Annotated in this window: 17 protein-coding genes and 1 tRNA gene; 14 read left to right on the top strand and 4 right to left on the bottom strand. The window is 65.7% G+C overall.

Annotated elements, in window-relative coordinates:
* Positions 1-31 precede the first annotated feature (31 nt).
* From EP7_RS22430 to EP7_RS22410, 5 genes are all read left to right on the top strand, one after another.
* A tRNA-Leu gene (locus tag EP7_RS22430) sits at positions 32-117 on the top strand.
* A gap of 169 nt (positions 118-286) precedes the next feature.
* Positions 287-1,258, top strand: a complete 972-nt coding sequence (locus EP7_RS22425) for a HEAT repeat domain-containing protein (protein WP_463524369.1) — start codon at positions 287-289, stop codon at positions 1,256-1,258.
* Between the two features lie 8 nt (positions 1,259-1,266).
* The gene (locus tag EP7_RS22420) at positions 1,267-1,461 is read left to right on the top strand and encodes a hypothetical protein (protein ID WP_463524368.1); all 195 of its coding nucleotides are present in this window, start codon (positions 1,267-1,269) and stop codon (positions 1,459-1,461) included.
* A 26-nt stretch (positions 1,462-1,487) separates the two neighbouring features.
* A complete protein-coding gene (locus EP7_RS22415; protein WP_463524367.1) occupies positions 1,488-2,423 on the top strand; it encodes a CHAD domain-containing protein in 936 nt (311 codons plus the stop codon).
* A 559-nt stretch (positions 2,424-2,982) separates the two neighbouring features.
* Positions 2,983-3,468, top strand: coding sequence for an Hsp20/alpha crystallin family protein (locus EP7_RS22410; RefSeq protein ID WP_463524366.1), 486 nt, complete (start codon positions 2,983-2,985; stop codon positions 3,466-3,468).
* Positions 3,469-3,644: 176 nt separating this feature from the next.
* Here EP7_RS22410 and EP7_RS22405 read toward each other — a convergent pair whose 3' ends face one another.
* From EP7_RS22405 to EP7_RS22390, 4 genes are all read right to left on the bottom strand, one after another.
* Positions 3,645-4,727, bottom strand: coding sequence for a Gfo/Idh/MocA family protein (locus tag EP7_RS22405; RefSeq protein ID WP_463524365.1), 1,083 nt, complete (start codon positions 4,725-4,727; stop codon positions 3,645-3,647).
* 283 nt (positions 4,728-5,010) lie between these two features.
* Positions 5,011-6,006: an SMP-30/gluconolactonase/LRE family protein gene (locus EP7_RS22400; protein ID WP_463524364.1), complete on the bottom strand. Its 996-nt coding sequence runs from the start codon at positions 6,004-6,006 to the stop codon at positions 5,011-5,013.
* Positions 6,007-6,448: 442 nt separating this feature from the next.
* Positions 6,449-7,534: a tetratricopeptide repeat protein gene (locus EP7_RS22395; protein WP_463524363.1), complete on the bottom strand. Its 1,086-nt coding sequence runs from the start codon at positions 7,532-7,534 to the stop codon at positions 6,449-6,451.
* Positions 7,535-7,607: 73 nt separating this feature from the next.
* Positions 7,608-7,883: a hypothetical protein gene (locus EP7_RS22390; protein WP_463524362.1), complete on the bottom strand. Its 276-nt coding sequence runs from the start codon at positions 7,881-7,883 to the stop codon at positions 7,608-7,610.
* Between the two features lie 493 nt (positions 7,884-8,376).
* Between EP7_RS22390 and EP7_RS22385 the strand changes: the two genes are divergently transcribed.
* From EP7_RS22385 to EP7_RS22345, 9 genes are all read left to right on the top strand, one after another.
* On the top strand, positions 8,377-10,095 hold the full coding sequence (locus EP7_RS22385) for an OprO/OprP family phosphate-selective porin (protein WP_463524361.1): 1,719 nt from the start codon (positions 8,377-8,379) through the stop codon (positions 10,093-10,095).
* Positions 10,096-10,390: 295 nt separating this feature from the next.
* Positions 10,391-11,191 (top strand): carbonic anhydrase, encoded by an 801-nt coding sequence (locus EP7_RS22380; protein WP_463524360.1) that lies wholly within the window; start codon positions 10,391-10,393, stop codon positions 11,189-11,191.
* Between the two features lie 205 nt (positions 11,192-11,396).
* Positions 11,397-12,386, top strand: coding sequence for an urea transporter (locus EP7_RS22375; protein ID WP_463524359.1), 990 nt, complete (start codon positions 11,397-11,399; stop codon positions 12,384-12,386).
* Between the two features lie 25 nt (positions 12,387-12,411).
* Complete coding sequence (locus EP7_RS22370; protein ID WP_463524358.1) at positions 12,412-12,714, top strand: urease subunit gamma; 303 nt, start codon at positions 12,412-12,414, stop codon at positions 12,712-12,714.
* Positions 12,715-12,765: 51 nt separating this feature from the next.
* A complete protein-coding gene (locus EP7_RS22365) occupies positions 12,766-13,224 on the top strand; it encodes an urease subunit beta (RefSeq protein ID WP_463524357.1) in 459 nt (152 codons plus the stop codon).
* Positions 13,225-13,279: 55 nt separating this feature from the next.
* Entirely contained in the window at positions 13,280-15,001 is a 1,722-nt protein-coding gene (gene ureC, locus EP7_RS22360; protein ID WP_463524356.1) for an urease subunit alpha, read from the top strand.
* 59 nt (positions 15,002-15,060) lie between these two features.
* Positions 15,061-15,741, top strand: coding sequence for an urease accessory protein UreF (locus EP7_RS22355; RefSeq protein WP_463524355.1), 681 nt, complete (start codon positions 15,061-15,063; stop codon positions 15,739-15,741).
* A 4-nt stretch (positions 15,742-15,745) separates the two neighbouring features.
* Entirely contained in the window at positions 15,746-16,477 is a 732-nt protein-coding gene (gene ureG / locus EP7_RS22350; RefSeq protein WP_463524354.1) for an urease accessory protein UreG, read from the top strand.
* Entirely contained in the window at positions 16,435-17,388 is a 954-nt protein-coding gene (locus EP7_RS22345; protein WP_463524353.1) for an urease accessory protein UreD, read from the top strand. Before ureG ends, EP7_RS22345 begins: the two co-directional genes overlap by 43 nt.
* Positions 17,389-17,407 lie beyond the last annotated feature (19 nt).

The raw sequence follows: 17,407 nt of genomic DNA, 5'->3' as shown, positions 1-17,407 counted from the left end.
GCCATCAAGGCGATTTCCGTTTGATCTCAATGCCGAAGTGGCGGAATTGGCAGACGCGCTAGGTTCAGGTCCTAGTGGGCTTAACGGCCCGTGGAGGTTCAAGTCCTCTCTTCGGCACTTGCATTGAAAGGGCTCCCGGCATTTGCCGGGAGCCCTTTTTTCGTTGGGATTGTCTATTAGCGCCTTCAGGACGACCCTCCCAGCCAGGTCGGCGTCGCTCGCCGTGAACGATTGGGGGTATGATGGGGCTCCACGAACTCACCTCTTCCAGGCCTCGGAACGAAGCATGGCTGGGCGCGCGTCGCTGGATGACAAACTGGCGGCGATTCGAACACTCCGCGGGCAATCGCTCACACCAGAGCAGATTTCCGAACTGCGGAAGTCGATCGGCGATCGGTCAAATCTGGTCGTCGCCGCGGCGGCGCCCATCGCCGGCGAGAACATGCTCGTCGAACTGTCCAAAGACCTGGTAGCGGCCTTCGATCGGTTTCTCGTCAATCCGCTCAAGGATGACAAGCTCTGCCGCGCCAAGATCGCGATCGTCCAGGCCCTCGACAAGATGGAGCATCAGAAGTCGGACGTCTTCCTGAAGGCGGCGAGACACGTCCAACTCGAGCCGGTCTGGGGCACGACGGAGGATTCCGCCCCACCCGTGCGAGCGGCCGCACTCGTCGCGCTGGCGCGCGTTGAAGGCGCGAGTTCCTTGCCCTTGCTCGTCGATGCGATGATCGACCCCGCAAGGGACGTGCGATCCGCCGCGGCAATGGCGCTCGGAGCCATCGGGACCGAGAGCGCGGGGTTGATTCTCCGCCTCAAGGTTCGCATCGGCGACAAAGATCTCGATGTGTTCTCCGATTGCCTCCTGGGGCTCCTCACGGTTGACCCGGTGGAGAATCTGTCGATCGTCATCGAGTTCCTTGAACCAGGCCATGCGGCTGCTTGCGAGGCGGCGGCACTGGCACTTGGAAAGTCACGCCTGTCCGAAGCCCTCGACCCGCTGAAGCGATGCCTTGAGCGGTGTCACTCAACTGAATTGAGACAGCACGTACTTCTGGCCATCGCCATCCTCAGGCGACCCGCCTCGGTTGAGTACCTGAACGAGCTCATCGGAACCGGGCCGGAACTCACCGCAATCGACGCGCTGTCGGCGATTCGAATCTACAAGGATGACCCGCGTCTGCGCGAGAGAGTCGAGGCAATCGTCCGGGAGCGTGGGAGCAAGGCACTCCAGGCCGGGTTCGACCGAGAATTTCGGTAAGGCGATGCTTGGTCGGTGCTACCCTCAACGCTGGGCAAGCCCATCGCCAGCTTCCGCACGACGGGCCCACCATCAAGGCCGATGTTTCCCGGCGCAGGCTCATGGGGCACGTCACCGCCGAGATCGAGTTTCCCCGCGAGGAAGCCGCCCGCCAGTTCCAGGCCCCCACTGGCTGGGGCGGGAAGTCGCCGGAGACGAGGTGATCGTGGACGCGGTCGGGAGACGGACGATGGCATTTCAATTCAAGGCAGACGAATCGGTCGCGAAGAGGGTCCGGCGGATCGCCGGCACCCAGATCGACCAGGCGCTGGGCGAACTGAAGGGCTCGGACGCTGCCGCGCCAGAGGACGTTGTCCATCGTATCCGCCAGCGGCTCAGGAAGGTCCGTGCCTTGATCCGACTTACCAGAGGCGGACTTGGGGGGAAGCTCGCCGACCGGGAGGACGCCCGTTTTCGCGATGCAGGGCGTCCCCTGTCCGAACTGCGAGACGCCAGCGTGCTCGTCCAGACGCTCGACCGATTGGCCGAGTGGTCCGCCGGGCAAATCGGGCCGGAGTCCATCGGCCCGGTTCGTGATTTTCTCCTCGGTCTCAAAGGGGAAGTCGACCGGCGGGTCCTCGATGAGGGGAAAGCCCTTGAAGAACTCGTCGAGACACTGGAGAAGGCCCGTCGGGAGGTGAAGCGTTGGGAGGTCGCAGGGCACGACTGGGACGCCCTCGAAGTCGGCTTGCGGAGGATTTACAAGCGGGGCCTCGGGGCGTTCCACGAAGCGACGGATGCCCCGACCGACGAGGGCCTTCACGAGTGGCGGAAGCGGGTCAAGGACCTCCGTTATGCGCTGGACATGCTCCTGCCCATTCGGCCCGGATTCATCGAAGATCGGGCCGTGGCGGCACATTGGCTGGCGGATCTCCTGGGCGAGGATCACGACCTGGTCATCTTGCGAGATTCGATCCAAGCCATCGGCGACGGGGAGGCCGAGACGGCGTCGGCAGCAACGCTCCTGCCGCTAATCGACGGCCGCCGGGCCGAACTCCAGCGGGACGCAATCGCCCTGGGACGGGACATTTTTGGCGAGCGTCCCGGAGTCTTCGTCGCCCGATTTGGGGCCTATTGGCGGGCGTGGAGGTCGGAAGCCGAGGCCTCAAAGTTCGATCCGCCCTGATGGCTCGCGGATCCTTTATCAGGTTGTGAATGCCCGATTTTCGCGAGCCCGCGCAACTGCTCCGCTCGAAACGTCGAGAAGCCTGACGTCCCGCTGCATCGGCCTGAGTTCTCGCCTGCTTGCCTATGGGCAATCGGATCGACACGAATCGCGAGACGAGGCCCCGAGTCGCAGCGATCCGCCGATTCTACGAAAGCGTGGATGAAGGCGCCTTGCGGTCGCTCTCGCCGCCGCCGTCGCCAGAAATGCTCGACGTCCGCCATGTCTTGAAGATGCAACTCTGAACGACGATCGGATCGACTCTCCGCCGCTTCGCACCGATGGATGGTGATCGAGCGAGACTCTGCATGACCGTAGCATACCGGCCCATGGCGTCGGCCGGAAATGGGAGTCGTCCCCGGAACGTGCTTCCAATTGCGTTCACGATGTTGTCACATTTGTTGAAAGAATCGGCGCGTTGTTTGCTGTGAAATTCGGTGGTTCGACCACGCTCCGGGAGAAGACTCATTCCGCGATTGAGGGCTGGGAGGACCTTCCCCAATCAGAAAGGAGGAATCTGATGGCGATCGAACGTTGGGATCCCTTTCCATTCCGCGAGCCGATCAGCCTCCGTGATGCGATGAGCACACTGTTCCAGGACAGCTTCGTCCGGCCCGGGGCACTCTCGGCCACCAGCGGCCTGGCGACGCTGCCGCTCGACGTCTCCGAGACGGAGGACAGCTTCGTTGTCAAGGCGTCGCTGCCGGGCGTCAAGCCCGAGGACGTGCAAATCACCGTCCACGGCGACACGCTCACCATCCGCGGCGAGAGCAAGGAGGAGCAGGAGAGGAAGGGCGAGCACTGGCACATCCGCGAGCGACGTTCCGGATCGTTCCAGCGATCGGTGTCGTTGGCCACGCCGGTGGACTCGGACCGGGCGCAGGCCCAATTCGAGCACGGCGTCCTCACGCTCTCGCTGCCCAAGTCGGAGTCCGCCAAGCCGCGACAGATCAAGCTCGCCGGCGCGTCGCCGGCCAAGATCGGTGCCGCGAACGGCGGGAAGTGAACACGAGGCGCCCGGGATCGCGACGTCGACCCGGGGCGCCCCCTTTCTCTTCGAGTGTCGTGTCTCGATGGGGCAGGGGGGCTATCCTGTGCCTCTTGGCGCGATGAGCTGAAACGGGCGGAACTGGCCCGGTGGGCGGCGTGAGCGGGCGCCGGTCGCGACATCCCCATGGGCAGTCAGTTGAGACGCACCGTCTGACCCATCGCGGCTGAGCGGCGGGCGGCGTCGAGGATTTCCACGACGATCAGATTGTTCTTCAACGAGGATAGCCCCGAAGGCTTGACCTCACCCCGCACGATGGCGGCGAAATAGCGTAAGAAGTCGTCGACGGGTAACGGCAGCGGGTCCGCCTGGCGGACTTCTTCCGGTTTCCCTTCCAGGCGAACCTTGAGTCCGTCTTTCGCCACCGTCAGCACCTGCCCGGTCCGGCCGTAGATCTCCAGGTCCTTCCGGTCGAACGGCCAGTTCCACGACGCCTGGATGATCGCCTGCGCGCCGGGATATTCCAGGAGGATCGTCGCCTCGTCGTCCACCTTGGGATAGATCTCGGGCTTGAACTGCCGGGTCACGGCGGTCACCGAGGTCGGTCGCGCGTCGTCCATCAACCAGGTCATCAGGTTGGCGCCGTAGCAGCCGAAGTCGAATAGGGCACCGGCACCGTTACGTTCCGGATCGGTCAGCCAGGCGAGGAACTCGGGCTGGACTCCGATCTCCTTCGGCCCGCGGTGGCCGTCGTGGACCACAACCTTGCGGATCTCGCCGAGTGATTTTGTGGTCTTGGCCAGGGCGTAAGCGGCGTGATTGGACGGATACCAGGTCGTCTCGTAGTTGACCAGCACGGGGATGTCGGCCGCGGCCGCGGCCCGCTCGATGGCACGAGCCTGCTCGATGTTGATGGCGAGGGGCTTCTCCACCATGACCGGGATCTTGCGGCGAGCGCAGGCTTCGACGACCGCAAGATGATCCGCGGTGTCGGTGAACGCGACCACGGCCTGCGGCTTCGAACGGTCGAGCATGACCTCGAGTGAGGGATAGACCGACGCCGGATCGAGCCGGGATCGCTTGACGTAGCGTGCCGCGACCTCCCGATCGGGCTCGGCGACACCGACGAGATCGATCTCTTTGGAATCACGGTATCGGGACAGGAATCCTGCCGCATGGCCGTGCACCAGGCCGGCCATTCCGAGCCGGAGTGGGGGCGTTTCCGCCCCGCGCAGCGTGCCGACTGCCAGTGCACCGAGGAATGTCCTTCGCTGCATCCGCCGCTCCTTTTCTCGCCCAATGGCCGCACCACGTCCTGCCACTTCTTCTGGCCGATCCGATTGGCCTTGGGGGCTTGCTCCAAATCGTGCTTCGTTGCCCGTAACTTCCTTGTTGAACAACTCATTCAACGCGCGAATTCGGTCGCGAGCCCGGAGATTTGCTCGGACACCAACCTTGCTGGCTAGTGTCGACAGCATGAGGCCGAACGGGATGAGTCTGATGAAAATCGCTGTCGGCGGGACGGATTTGGGATTGCTGATCGAATGTGATCTCAGGGCCTCATTTCACGTTCCAAACCGTGCGCCCCGGCTCATTCAATTTCACCGACCAGAGCGTGCCGCCTGCCGTGACGAAGAGGGTCTTGAAATCGTCGCCGCCGAAGCCGCAATTGGTGCACTCGTCGCGAGGGATCGGGATCATCTGGAGGAGCTTCTCAGTCGGCGAGAAGACATAGATGCCCGCCGTGGGCTTCTCCTGCGTCTCGTAGGGTGGGTTCTGCCGGTTCGAGCCGGCCGCGACGAACAGGCGTCCGGCGGCGTCGAGCTTGATGCCGTCGGGGCCTCGCGTGGCGCCCCAGTCATAAACGAGCGTCCGGCTGTCGGGGTCGATCGTTCCCTCGGGCCCGAGCACGAACCTCCAGAGCTTCCGGGCACCGCCGACTCTGTCGTTGTTGTTGTCGGCGACGAAGAGTGTTCGGTCATTGGGGGTGACGACCAGCCCGTTTGGCCGGTCCACCTCGTGCGCGATGATGCGGCTGACCCGGCCGTCGGGGTCGATCCTGTAAACGCCCTCAACCTTCCGGCCGTCGGCGTCGACCATCTCCATGCCCGTGCGGTCGCCGTAGCAGGGGTCGGTGAAGTAGATGCGATCGTGAGAGTCTAGTGCCAGGTCGTTCGGCTGGTTGAAGCGGTGGCCGTCGTAGCGTTCGGCGAGGATGGTCAGTCGCCCGTCGACCTCGATCCGTGTGACGCGGCGGTTCGCGGCCTCGCAGATGACCAGCCGCCCCTGGCGGTCGAACATCAGACCATTCGAACCGGCCCCTTTGCGGAAGACCGAGACCTTGCCGTCGAGGTCGCGGCGAACGATGTCGCCGTTGCCGCTTGTGAGCAGGCCGAGCTTCGGGTGCCAGGCCGGCCCCTCGCCCGCGCCATGTTCCTGAAGGAGTTCCGGGCGTGCGCCGGGGGAGAGAATCCCCGGCCCATCGGCGGTCGCCGGACGGGCGATGTGCATGGCCAGGAGGACCAGGACGAGCTTGCGATGAGTTCGAAAATTCATTCGTCGCGGCCTCCAGGATGCGTCATCGGCGACATCATCGAACCAAGGCGCGGGCCGCCTGACGTCGGCCAACACGGCGATTGGTTGCTCGGGAATCTCCCGCCGATTGCCACGCACGCAGCACAGGCAGGTGACCGGCTTACATTCGAGAGCCACCGTCACGTTCTCGGAAACGATCACACTCAAGGGCGCGACTCGACTTGCGGTCGTCCATCGAAGCCACGGCCGATCGTCGGGATACGTCGTCGGGGTCAGGGGTCTTTTGAACGCCCTGGCCCGACGACGGTCGAGGGCCGAGTCGCGGTGAGGAGGTCTCATTCGGACATTGATCTGACGCAATGCGTCATCTCAGCTCGGGTCCGGCTGTGTCCGGCGTCATGATGGTCAGAAGACCTCCCCCTGGGTGAGTGACACCGGGCCGACTCGCTGGTTTGCCCGAAGTTCAGCGTTTCGGGGCTTTGGCCGGTTCGTGAGACTTGCGGAGGGTCTTGGCCTTGGCCTCGGCCGCCTCGGCTTCGTCCTTCTTGCCCGCCTTGCGGAGCACGGCTGCGTATTCGTCGAGGGTGACGGCCGTTTCGATCGGATCGTTGCCGGCCTTCTCGCAGATGGCCACCGCTCGCTTGCAGCAGGCCTCGGCCTCGGCCTGATGGCCTAGCGTCGAGCAGACCTGGCCCACCTTGGAGCTGCATCGCGCCACGTGCGGGTGATCCGCGCCGAGGTCGAGCTCGTAGAGTGCCAGGGCCTTCTTCAGCACCGACTCCGCCTCGGCGGCCTTGTCCTGGCTTGCGTACAGCCACCCAAGGGCTTCGAGGTTGGAAGCCACGTCGGGGTGATCTTCGCCCAGCGATTTCGTGCTGATGTCGAGGGCACGCTTCAGGAGCGGTTCCGCGGCCGCGTAATTTTTCTGATCGATGTAGAAGAGACCAAGGTTATGCAGGGTCGGGGCGAGGTCGACGGGCTTGTCGCCGGCGACTTTCTCGCGGATGGCGAGCGCCCGCTTGTACGAGGCTTCGGCCTTGGGGGCGTTTCCCAGCAGATGATCGACCGTGGCGAGGTTGTCCAGCGCCTCGGCCACGATCACGCTCTCGGCGCCGTGGGCCTTTTCCGCGGCGGCCAGATACGACTCGTATGCGGGCTTGGCCTCGGCAGGCTGGCCCGCAGCATCGAAGGCACAGGCCACCGTGTTCAGGCTGACCAGGACGTCGGGGTGGTCCTTGCCCAGGGCCTTCTCGCGGATCGCCAGGGCCGACTTGGCCAGGGTCACGGCCTCGTCGCACTTGCCCTCGGCGCAGAAGACCCAGGCGAGGTGGTCGAGGGTCGTCGCCAGCCCCAGGTCCTGCTCGCCGAGCTTCTTCGCTTCCGCTTCCGCCAGCTTGAGATGCCGTTCGGCGTCGTCGAGCCGACCTTCTTTGTAAGCGGCCCAACCGGCGTCGTGCTCCGACTTCCAATCCGCCGCGTGTGTGGTTCCTTCAGCGAGCGCAAATGCGCCCAGAAGGATGACCGCGAGCCACACCTTCAAGTCTTTCATCATCGCCGTCTCCCTCGCCGGCACGACGGCCGGATCATTATGCTTGGGTGGATGTTGTCGCTTGCGGATTCGGTCAGCCCCGGGACTGGAGCCAGGGCTTGTGCATGCCCAGCCGTCGTCCTGACGTCCAATCTCGCGTGCCCGGCCCGACGGTCCGGCGTTGGGCGGGGGGTGCCTGAGTGACGGCACGGGCGCCGGGGTTGGCATAGTAGCGGACCCCCTGGGCGCCAGAGGCGTAAACAAAGCGGGGGGCCGCCCCCTGGTACGCGGCCGTTGCCAGGCCGGCGAGGCCGCCGAGAATCAGGACACCGACGGCCATCGTGGCCCTCGGGTAGGAACGCGTTCTCATCGGACTTTCTCCCGGGATCGAACACCGCCGGACCGCCGAACGGGGATCAATCCCCGCCCATCCTCGGCGGCAGTTTCGCTTGAATCGCTCGTCTGCGGGCAGAATTCGGGGGCTTGCGGCGAGGCCGCGATCGCGCCGAAGTGTTTGTGCCGCGGCCCGTTACCGTCGAATTGAAGGCTCGAAGCGCTGCCGTCGACCCCGCAAATGATCTGAGATTCTCGACGCCATCGCAAGGCCCTCGCGTGAGGACTCACCGCACGTCAAAAAGTGATTATATTAAGAATTTTATGTGATCAGGCCTGGTCCGTTCGACTCACCGCCCGGATTCGCCGGCGGGTGACCGCTGCGCGGCCCCGAGATCGCGACATCCGAGATTGTGAGATTCGCCGACAAAGATTAGGTTGCGTCCCAACCGCGTGCGAGGGATTGATCGGCCTCCGGGTCGGCCAAGGGCGATGGAGCCTGTGCGTCCGGTGGACGGAGTCGAAATCGCGTGAGATCGGGGATTCGTCGGCCTGTCTGGCGTAGGGTCGTTGTCGTCATCTGGATGACCCTGGCCGTATTCCGCTCGATCGCCAGGTCGCAGGATCGTCCGCCGGTCATCCTGCCCACCCCCGCGACCCCTTCCACCACGGCCCCACCTCCGCTCCCCCAGGCTGGGCCGATCACGGTCGAGCAACTTGCCGAGCGGCTCAGGGCGATGGAAGACACGAATCGGAAGCTCGCCGACGAGCTTGAACGAAGCAAGCGTGAGCACGACGCCCAGATCAGGGAGATCCTCGAACGCTTCGGGGATCAGACCGATGGTCGGACAACGCGCCCGGGGCTCGGTGGCGATGCTCTCGAGGATGCGACGGTTCCGACGGGCGACCCTCCGACGGCGGATGTCAGCCCGGTCCCGGACTATACCGAAGGCCAGTTCGCCCCATTCACGCCCGCGCCCGGCTTCGCCCCCCCGACGGGGCGACCCGGCTCAAGCTCAGGCCGCTTGCCGCTCCTGGGCAGCTTCGGGCCGGGGTTTCAGTTTCAGACCGAGAACCGGGAATTTCAGCTCCAGATCCACTATGAGTCCCAGATCGAGGGGCGAGTCTGGGGCCGGTCCGATCAGGATCCGAACAATAGCGGGATCTTCCTTCCCCGTCAGCGAATCTTCTTCAGCGGGCATCTCACGCGGCAGGTCGAGTACGAGCTCGCGATCAACCGAGGGTCGGGGGGGACGGTCAACGTCCTCAACGCGTTCATCAACTTGCATCTGGACGACCGGTTCCAGGTCCGCTTCGGCCGCTTCTTCACGCCGCTTCCCTATGATCAGTACGCAATCTCGAATTACTGGCTGCCGACTCCCGAGCGTTCGCTGTTCACGACGAATCTCAGCCTGAATCGCCAGTTCGGCCTGATGGGTTGGGGCTATCTGTTCGACAAGCAGGTCGATTACGCCGCCGGCATCTTCAATGGCTCGCGCAACTCCTTCGAAAGCCTCGCCAACGGCGTGGACTTCGTCGGCTACCTGAATGCGCGGCCGTTTCAACAGACGGACGCCCTGCCGTTCGCCCGGTTCCTCAACGTCGGCACCTCGGTCGCGGTCGGCCACCAGGACCAGCAGGCCGTGCCGATGTCGTTCCGGCTCGGCGGCGGCTCGCCGAACGGCGATATCCCGGGGGCCGGCACGACCCCGTTCCTGATTCTCAACCGCGACGTGGTCGAGCGCGGACAGCGTGTGCTGGGCTCGACCCATGCCGCGTATTTCTACAAAAGCCTCTCCCTGATCGGCGAGTGGCAGTACGGCTACGGCGGCTATGCGTCGGCCGCCAACCCGTCGTCGACTCGAGTTCCGTTCTCGGGCTTCTACCTCACGGGCGCCTACTTCCTGACCGGCGAGCAGATCGAGCAGCGTGCCAGGGTCCGGCCCTTGCGGCCGTTCATCCCGCTGGAGTCGGGGGGAATCCGAGGGCCGGGCGCCTGGGAGGCCGTCGCTCGCGTCAGTCGTCTGAGCCTCGGGCGGGAAATCTTCAACGCGGGCTTCGCCGATCCGAATCTCTGGTCCAACTCGGCCGTCACGACCGAGCTCGGTGCAAATTGGTACTGGAACGAATACATCAAAATTTACATGTTCTGGCTCCACGGGCAATTCGGCGACCCGGTCCAGTACCGGGCCGGTCACTTGCAGGAGAGCGCCGACATGTTCTGGCTGAGGTTCCAGCTCTACTTCTGAGGAGAGTGGAACCAGGGTGCTCGGTCTGAACCTCTGAACGCATCAGTCCTCCGAGCAAATTCGAGCAAAAACGCTCCTTGATGAATTCCCCGATGCCTAGATTCGGGTCAACCGGCCCAATTCCTTCGGCGACCCGAGCAACCTGTTGCTTGCAGCTCGCGTAAAGGCGAGAGTATGGGCAATAACCGAATATGACTCCGAATTTGCGGTCTCAACACACTTCCCCGCCGACGACGCGTCGGGTTGAATTGCGTTCAACCCCGCCGGTCTTGGCGAACCTGCTGGAACGATCGCCATGAGAACGCCCCGGAATCAGCCCCGGCCAACGAACGTCCAGGCTCAGGATCCGATGTCCGTCGTCGAGGGCGGAGGCAACCCATCGGAGGTTGCGGCCGCGTCGTCGCGTCGCGAGTTCCTCAGCCGCTCGGGCCTGGCGATTGGCGCGGCGGGCGTTGCCCTGTCGTGCGCCCGCCCGGCCGTCGCGGAGCCGGCCGTGCGGGCCACGCCCGACGCAGTGCTCGCCAGCCTCCTCGAAGGCAATCAGCGATTCGTCAAGGGGGAGCTGACTCACCCCGGGCGTAGGCCGGCCGACTTCCTGCCGCTCGCGGAAGGGCAGGCCCCCGTCGCAATCATCGTCGGTTGCGCCGACTCGCGGGTCTCGCCCGAGCTGATCTTCGACCAAGGGGTCGGCGACCTCTTCGTGGTCCGCGTGGCGGGCAACATCATCAGCGGCACCGGCCCCGCCCTGAAGGGGAGCATCGAGTTCGCGGTGGCCGAGCTTGGCGCCCGGCTCATCATCGTCCTTGGCCACGAGAAGTGCGGCGCCGTCCAGGCCGCCATCGATCACATCGACGCCAACGACGTCCTGCCCGGATCAATCCGAGGGTTGGTCGACCTGATCAGGCCGGCCGCGATCAAGAGCAGGGAACAGCCCGGCGACAAGCTGACCAACGCAATCAAGGCCAACGTCCTCGAAAACGTCGAGCGGCTCAAGGGCCTCGACCCGATCCTGTCGGGGATGGTCAAGTCCGGCGATCTCAAGGTGGTCGGCGGGACCTATCATCTGAAGTCCGGCACCGTCGAAATCTTCGGCTGATCGGCCGACCCGGCCATGAGTCCAGCTCCTGAGTCGGACCTCGCGTCCGACCGGAGCGGACCACTGGTCCTGATCCATCACCCACGAGCAGTCTCGGGGCCACGCGTGGTCCGGGACTACGGGCGCCTGGCCGCGCGGAGTGAGCGGGCCGTCGATTGTCGAGATCCGTCGAAGAATTGCCCATCGTCCTTTCGAGGCTCGATCGATGCAGATCATGTCGGATTCCGTCATCCCGGGCCCGATCCGCCCCGTCTTCCGGGGGATCGGGCAGGTCTTCTTCCAGGAGAACGCCCTTTCGGGCCTCTGCTTCGTCATCGGCATCGCGATCGGCTCTCCGCTGATGGCGATCGGCGCGGTCGTCGGCTCGGCGCTCGGGCTGCTGACGGCCAAGCTGCTGAAATTCGACGAGGCGGAAATCGCGGCCGGAATCTACGGATTCAACTCGGCCCTGGTCGGCATCGCCACGTTCTTCTTCTTCAAGCAGGGGCCGGCGAGCATCGCCATGCTCGTGGTCGGCAGCGTCGCCGCGGCGGCACTGACCCACTTGATGCGGAAACATGTGCCGTTCCCGACCTATACCACTCCGTTCATCCTCATCACCTGGGCGATCTACTTCCTGGGCCTGAGGACGGGCGTCGCACCGGTGGCCCCCGGGGCGGCGATCTCGGCCACGTTCGCCGAGGCGGTGCTGCACGGGGTGGGCCAGGTGATGTTCCAGGCGAGCATCGCGACCGGGGTGCTGTTCCTGCTCGGCATCGCCCTCGGCAGCACGAAGCACGCGGCCTGGGTGGTGGTGGGTGCCATCGTGGGCACCTTGGTGGGCAGCTACCACGCCACCGTGACGGCCAGGGCGATCGACCCCGAGCGGCTCGTCGAACGCGCCCTGCTCGAGAACATCGCGCTCGGTCTCTACGGATACAACGCGACCCTGGCGGCGGTGGCCCTGTCTCTCTGGCGGCGTTCGCTGATCCCGCCTTTGCTGGGCATCCTCCTGTCGGTCCCCCTGACCGAAGTCGTCCCCCTGCTCGGCCTGCCCGCCCTGACGGCCCCCTTCGTCCTTGCGACCTGGATCGTCCTCGCATTGGGCTGGTTCGAAGGGAGGCTGCTCGGGCCGCACACGACGTCCGCACCCGTATCACCCGGATCAATGGACCGCCGGCGCCCGGAGCGTCGGAAGTCGTCCCGCAGAAGATGAGCACCTGTCCCGTGGAGTCTCGCCGATGAATCTCTCCCCGCAGGAGCGCGACAAGCTCCTGATCTTCGTCGCCGCCCAGGTCGCCAGGGCTCGCAAAGAACGCGGCCTCAAGCTGAATGTGCCCGAGTCCATCGCGCTGATCACGGCCGAGTTGATGGAGATGGCCCGCGACGGCAAGTCGGTCGCGGTGATCATGGCCGCCGGTCGCGAGATCCTCGGACGCGATGACGTGATGGACGGGGTCCCCGAGATGATCTCGATGATCCAGGTCGAGCCGACCTTCCCCGACGGCAGCAAACTGGTCACGGTCCACGACCCGATCCGCTAAACGTCGTCTTCGGCACATCCAGGCACGCATCGAAACCTCGGAGGCAGACCCATGATCCCCGGCGAGTACTTCTTCGACGGCGACGACATCGTCCTCAACGAGCACCAGACCGTGGTGACGGTGACCGTCAACAACACCGGCGACCGCCCCATCCAGATCGGGGCGCACTACCACTTCTTCGAGGTGAACCGGGCCCTGGTCCTCGACCGGGAGAAGGCCTATGGCATGCGGCTCGACCTGCCGAGCGGCACTTCCGCCAGATTCGAGCCGGGCGATGTCAGGGACGTCAATCTGATCCCCTACGGCGGCCGGCGCGTCGTCTACGGATTCAACGCGCTGGTGATGGGCCGCCTGGACGACCCCTACACCAAGCAGTGCAGCCTGGATCGCTGCTTCGCCGCCGGGTACGGCCACAAGCCCTCCGAGCCCGGCGCCGCCGACACGAAGCCCGCCGGGCCGAAGCCGGGCGGCGGCAAAGGTCCCTCTCGTTCTGAGAAGAAGTCGGGCTGACCATCCGGATAGAGTCCGAAGCCTTCTCACCCAGAACGATTGGAGACATCGAGCGATGAGCGTCCGAATTTCCCGCAAGGCGTACGCAAAGAAATATGGCCCGACCACCGGCGACCGGATCCGCCTGGGCGACACCGAGCTGATCATCGAGATCGAGCACGACTACACCGACTACGGCGAGGAGTCGATCTTCGGCGGCGGCAAGTCGATCCGCGACGGCCAGGACCAGTGCCCGCTGGACGAGCCGATGAGCCCGCCCCACTGCGATCTGGTGATCACCAACGCGGTGATCATCGACCACTGGGGGATCGTCAAGGGGGACATCGGCATCCGCGAAGGCCGGATCGTGGCCGTCGGCAAGTCGGGCAACCCCCTGACCCAAAACGGCGTCGACCCGAGGCTCGTCATCGGGCCGGGCACCGAGATCATCGCCGGCGAGGGCCGGATCTGCACGGCCGGCGGGATCGACACCCACATCCACTTCATCTGCCCTCAGCAGATCGAGGTGGCCATCGCCAGCGGTGTCACGACCCTGATCGGTGGCGGCACCGGGTCGGCCACTGGCACCTGGGCGACCACCTGCACGCCGGGGCCCTGGAACATCATGCGGATGCTCCAGGCCTTCGAAGGCCTACCGGTCAACGTCGGCATCCTGGGCAAGGGCAACGGCAGCATCGCCAAGCCCCTGCGCGACCAGGTCGAGGCCGGTGCTTGCGGCCTGAAGCTGCACGAGGACTGGGGCACCACGCTCGCCGTCATCGACACCAGCCTGAAGGTGGCCGACGAGTACGACATCCAGATCGCCATCCACACCGACACCCTGAACGAGTGCGGTTTCATCGACGACACGATCGCGGCCATCGACGGCCGGGCGATCCACAGCTTCCACACCGAGGGCGCCGGCGGCGGCCACGCCCCGGACATCATCAAGATCGCCGGCCTGCCCAACGTGCTCCCCTCCAGCACCAACCCGACGCGGCCGTTCACCGTCAACACGATCGACGAGCATCTCGACATGCTGATGGTTTGCCATCATCTGTCGAGGAGCATCCCCGAGGACGTGGCCTTCGCCGAGAGCCGGATCCGAGCCGAGACCATCGGCGCCGAGGACGTGTTCCACGACCGCGGCATCATCAGCATCATGAGCTCCGACTCGCAGGCCATGGGCCGCATCGGCGAGATGATCGTGCGGACCTGGCAGACCGCGCACAAGATGAAGGTGCAGCTCGGCCCGCTCGCCAGCGACAGCTCGCGCAACGACAACGAGCGCGTCAAGCGCTATGTCGCCAAGTACACCATCAACCCGGCGATCACCCACGGCATCGGCAATCACGTCGGCAGCATCGAGGGGGGCAAGCTGGCCGACCTCGTGCTGTACGACCCGGCCTACTTCGGCGTGAAGCCGTTCCTCATCCTGAAGGGGGGCCTGCTGGTCGCCGCTCAGATGGGCGACCCCAACGCCAGCATCGCCACGCCCCAGCCGGTCTACATGCGCCCGCAGTTCGCGTCGCTCGGCCTTGCCCTCTCCCACTCGTGCCTGAGCTTCGTGTCGAAGGCCTCGATCAAGGCGGGGATCGGCGAGCGCTACGGCCTCAAGCGCGAGCTCGTCGGCGTGGAGAATTGCCGCACGATCGGCAAGAAGGACATGAGGCGCAACGAGGCGACCCCCGAGATTCGGGTCGACGCCGACACTTATCAGGTGTACGTCGACGGCGAGTCGGTCGGCAGCGAGCCGATGGAGTCGCTCCCCCTGACCCAACGGTATTTCCTGTTCTGATCCGGACGGTCCGACCCCCGCCCGCCTCGCCGTCAACCGCCCGCGAACTTCGGTGAACGATGAATCTGTGCCTGCTTCAGATTTCCGACTCGGCCCTCCCGATCGGCGGCTATACGCATTCGTGGGGGCTCGAGGCGGCGATCGCCCGACGGCTGGTCCACGACCCCGAGACCCTGGAACGTTGGACCGGCCTCTGGCTCCGCAACTCGCTGGGCCCGCTCGAAGGGGTGCTCGTGGCCTCGGCCTGCCGGGCGGTGCATGCTGGCCGCCCGGCCGACTTCCTCGCCCTGAACGTGCTCCTCGAAGCCTCGATCGTCCCCCCCTCGACCCGACACGCGAGCCGGGAGATGGGAGACCAGCTTCTGGCCCTGGGGGCGACCTGGGCCTGGTGCTCCGCGGGGATGCTGCCATTCACGGGGCCGACGCCGGAGATCCCGGCCGGTTGGCATCACGCCATCGCCTTCGGTCTGCTCGGGGCCCTCGCGGGCGCCGGACCCGAGGGGGTGCTGACGGCCTACCTTCACCAGGCCGCCCTGGGCATGATCGGCGCGGGCGTTCGCGCCATCCCGGTCGGGCATACCCACGGCCAGCAGGTGGTGGCCTACCTTCACGATGTCATTCGGGGCCTGGTCGCGGAACTCGTCGACCGCGAGCCCGAGACCGCGGGCGCCGGCTCACCCTTTTATGAGATCCTTTGCGATGAGCAAACTCAACTCTATGCCCGGATGTATCGGTCCTGACCCGATGTCCGACCCGCCGAGCCGTCGGCGCGCGCCCCGCTGGGGCCTCGCCTTCCACTTCGATGAGAATCCCCACGATCATAGGGGGAGGCCCGGACCGGCACGCTATGCCGGCCCGTCGCGCAAGGTCTTCACCCTGGGTGTCGCCGGCCCGGTCGGCTCGGGCAAGACGGCCCTGGTCGAGGCGCTCTGCCGCGAGCTCTGGCCCGAGATCAACCTGGCCGTCATCACCAATGACATCTACACCCACGAGGACGCCGAATTCCTCTCTCGCAGCGGCGTCCTGCCCGTCGAGCGGATCGTCGGCGTCCAGACCGGCGGCTGCCCGCACACCGCCATTCGAGAGGACGCCAGCGCCAACCTCAGCGCCGTGGTCAACTTCGAGCGGCAATTCCCCGGGCTCGAGATGGTCATCGTGGAGTCGGGCGGCGACAACCTGACCGCCGTCTTCTCCAGGGAACTGGCCGATCAGTTCATCTTCGTCATCGACGTGGCGGAAGGGGACAAGATCCCCCGCAAGGGTGGGCCCGGCATCTGCAACAGTGACTTGCTCCTCATCAACAAGATTGACCTGGCCCCCCACGTCGGCGCCGACCTCGACGTGATGCGGCGGGACAGCCTGAAGATGCGCGGCGAACGGCCGTTCCTGATGGTCAGCCTCCGCCAGAAGGAAGGGGTCGAGGAGGTGATCAAGTGGGTGCGCCAGCAACTCGCATCATTCGTCAAGAACTCCTGATCCCGCCCGAATTCCGGGACATCCAGCCCAAGGAGCACCAGGCCGCCCGCGTCGGCGGCGCACGCATCGAGCTGATCCGCGGGCCCGACGACTCGACCCGCCTGGGCTCGAGCTATCATCAGGTCCCCGTCTGTCTGATGCCGCCGTTCGACTTCGACGGCGAGCCCGCCTCGCTTCTGTATCTGATCAACCTGACCGCCGGCCTGATGGACGGCGACGGGCACCTGATCGAGCTGAAGGCGAGGGCCGGGACGCGTTCCGTCGTGACCGGGCAGTCGGCCACGCGAATCCACCCGGCCGTCTCGAGCTACGCGACCCAGCAATGGGACGTCGAGGTCGAGGACGATGCCTGCCTGGTCGTCCTGCCCGGCCCCGCGATCCCGTTCCGCGCCTGCCGCTATTACCAGCGGGGCCGGGTCGCGCTCGCCCCTCGCGCCAGGCTGCTCTGGGGCGACATCTGGTTGCCGGGTCGTTACGACCGCGGAGTCCTCTCCGAGCGGTACCAGTTCGAGCGGATCGTCCAGGACTTCCAGGCCCATCGCGGGGGCTCGCTCGTCTACCGCGACCGATTCCGCTGGGACGGGCCCTGGAACGCCGACGAGACCGGCTGGCACGTCGGCGGCTTCCTGGCCACGGGCAGCCTGTTCATCGCCGGGCCCGTTCCCGAGGACTTTCCCGGGACCGAGACCGGCCCCGACCTCAGGCGCTCGCTCTTCCGGCTCGAGTCGGGCGAGGCCTGCATGCGCTGGTGCGGCCACCCGTCGGCCGTCACCGCCGACCTGGTCCGGACCGCCCTCCGCCTCGCCGCGATCTGGACCGTCGGGCCCGACGCCCGGCCCTGGCTGCTCGACTCGACCGACCTTGCCCCCAACCACTGGTTCTCGAGGCCGCAAGGGGTGGCGACGGCTTGAGCCACACGATCGGGGCGGC

The organism is Isosphaeraceae bacterium EP7 (assembly GCA_038400315.1).
GTDB lineage: Bacteria > Planctomycetota > Planctomycetia > Isosphaerales > Isosphaeraceae > EP7.
Note: the sequence above shows the minus strand (reverse complement) of the source record. Positions and strands in the feature narration are given on the sequence as shown.

Excerpts from the sequence above, each read along its gene's own strand:
- EP7_RS22370 (WP_463524358.1), top strand. The coding sequence starts at position 12,412 with ATGAATCTCTCCCCGCAGGAGCGCGACAAGCTCCTGATCTTCGTCGCC.
- EP7_RS22400 (WP_463524364.1), bottom strand. The coding sequence starts at position 6,006 with ATGAATTTTCGAACTCATCGCAAGCTCGTCCTGGTCCTCCTGGCCATG.
- EP7_RS22425 (WP_463524369.1), top strand. The coding sequence starts at position 287 with ATGGCTGGGCGCGCGTCGCTGGATGACAAACTGGCGGCGATTCGAACA.
- EP7_RS22395 (WP_463524363.1), bottom strand. The coding sequence starts at position 7,534 with ATGAAAGACTTGAAGGTGTGGCTCGCGGTCATCCTTCTGGGCGCATTT.
- EP7_RS22355 (WP_463524355.1), top strand. The coding sequence starts at position 15,061 with ATGAATCTGTGCCTGCTTCAGATTTCCGACTCGGCCCTCCCGATCGGC.
- ureC (WP_463524356.1), top strand. The coding sequence starts at position 13,280 with ATGAGCGTCCGAATTTCCCGCAAGGCGTACGCAAAGAAATATGGCCCG.
- EP7_RS22415 (WP_463524367.1), top strand. The coding sequence starts at position 1,488 with ATGGCATTTCAATTCAAGGCAGACGAATCGGTCGCGAAGAGGGTCCGG.
- ureG (WP_463524354.1), top strand. The coding sequence starts at position 15,746 with ATGTCCGACCCGCCGAGCCGTCGGCGCGCGCCCCGCTGGGGCCTCGCC.
- EP7_RS22390 (WP_463524362.1), bottom strand. The coding sequence starts at position 7,883 with ATGAGAACGCGTTCCTACCCGAGGGCCACGATGGCCGTCGGTGTCCTG.
- EP7_RS22365 (WP_463524357.1), top strand. The coding sequence starts at position 12,766 with ATGATCCCCGGCGAGTACTTCTTCGACGGCGACGACATCGTCCTCAAC.
- EP7_RS22405 (WP_463524365.1), bottom strand. The coding sequence starts at position 4,727 with ATGCAGCGAAGGACATTCCTCGGTGCACTGGCAGTCGGCACGCTGCGC.
- EP7_RS22375 (WP_463524359.1), top strand. The coding sequence starts at position 11,397 with ATGCAGATCATGTCGGATTCCGTCATCCCGGGCCCGATCCGCCCCGTC.
- EP7_RS22410 (WP_463524366.1), top strand. The coding sequence starts at position 2,983 with ATGGCGATCGAACGTTGGGATCCCTTTCCATTCCGCGAGCCGATCAGC.
- EP7_RS22380 (WP_463524360.1), top strand. The coding sequence starts at position 10,391 with ATGAGAACGCCCCGGAATCAGCCCCGGCCAACGAACGTCCAGGCTCAG.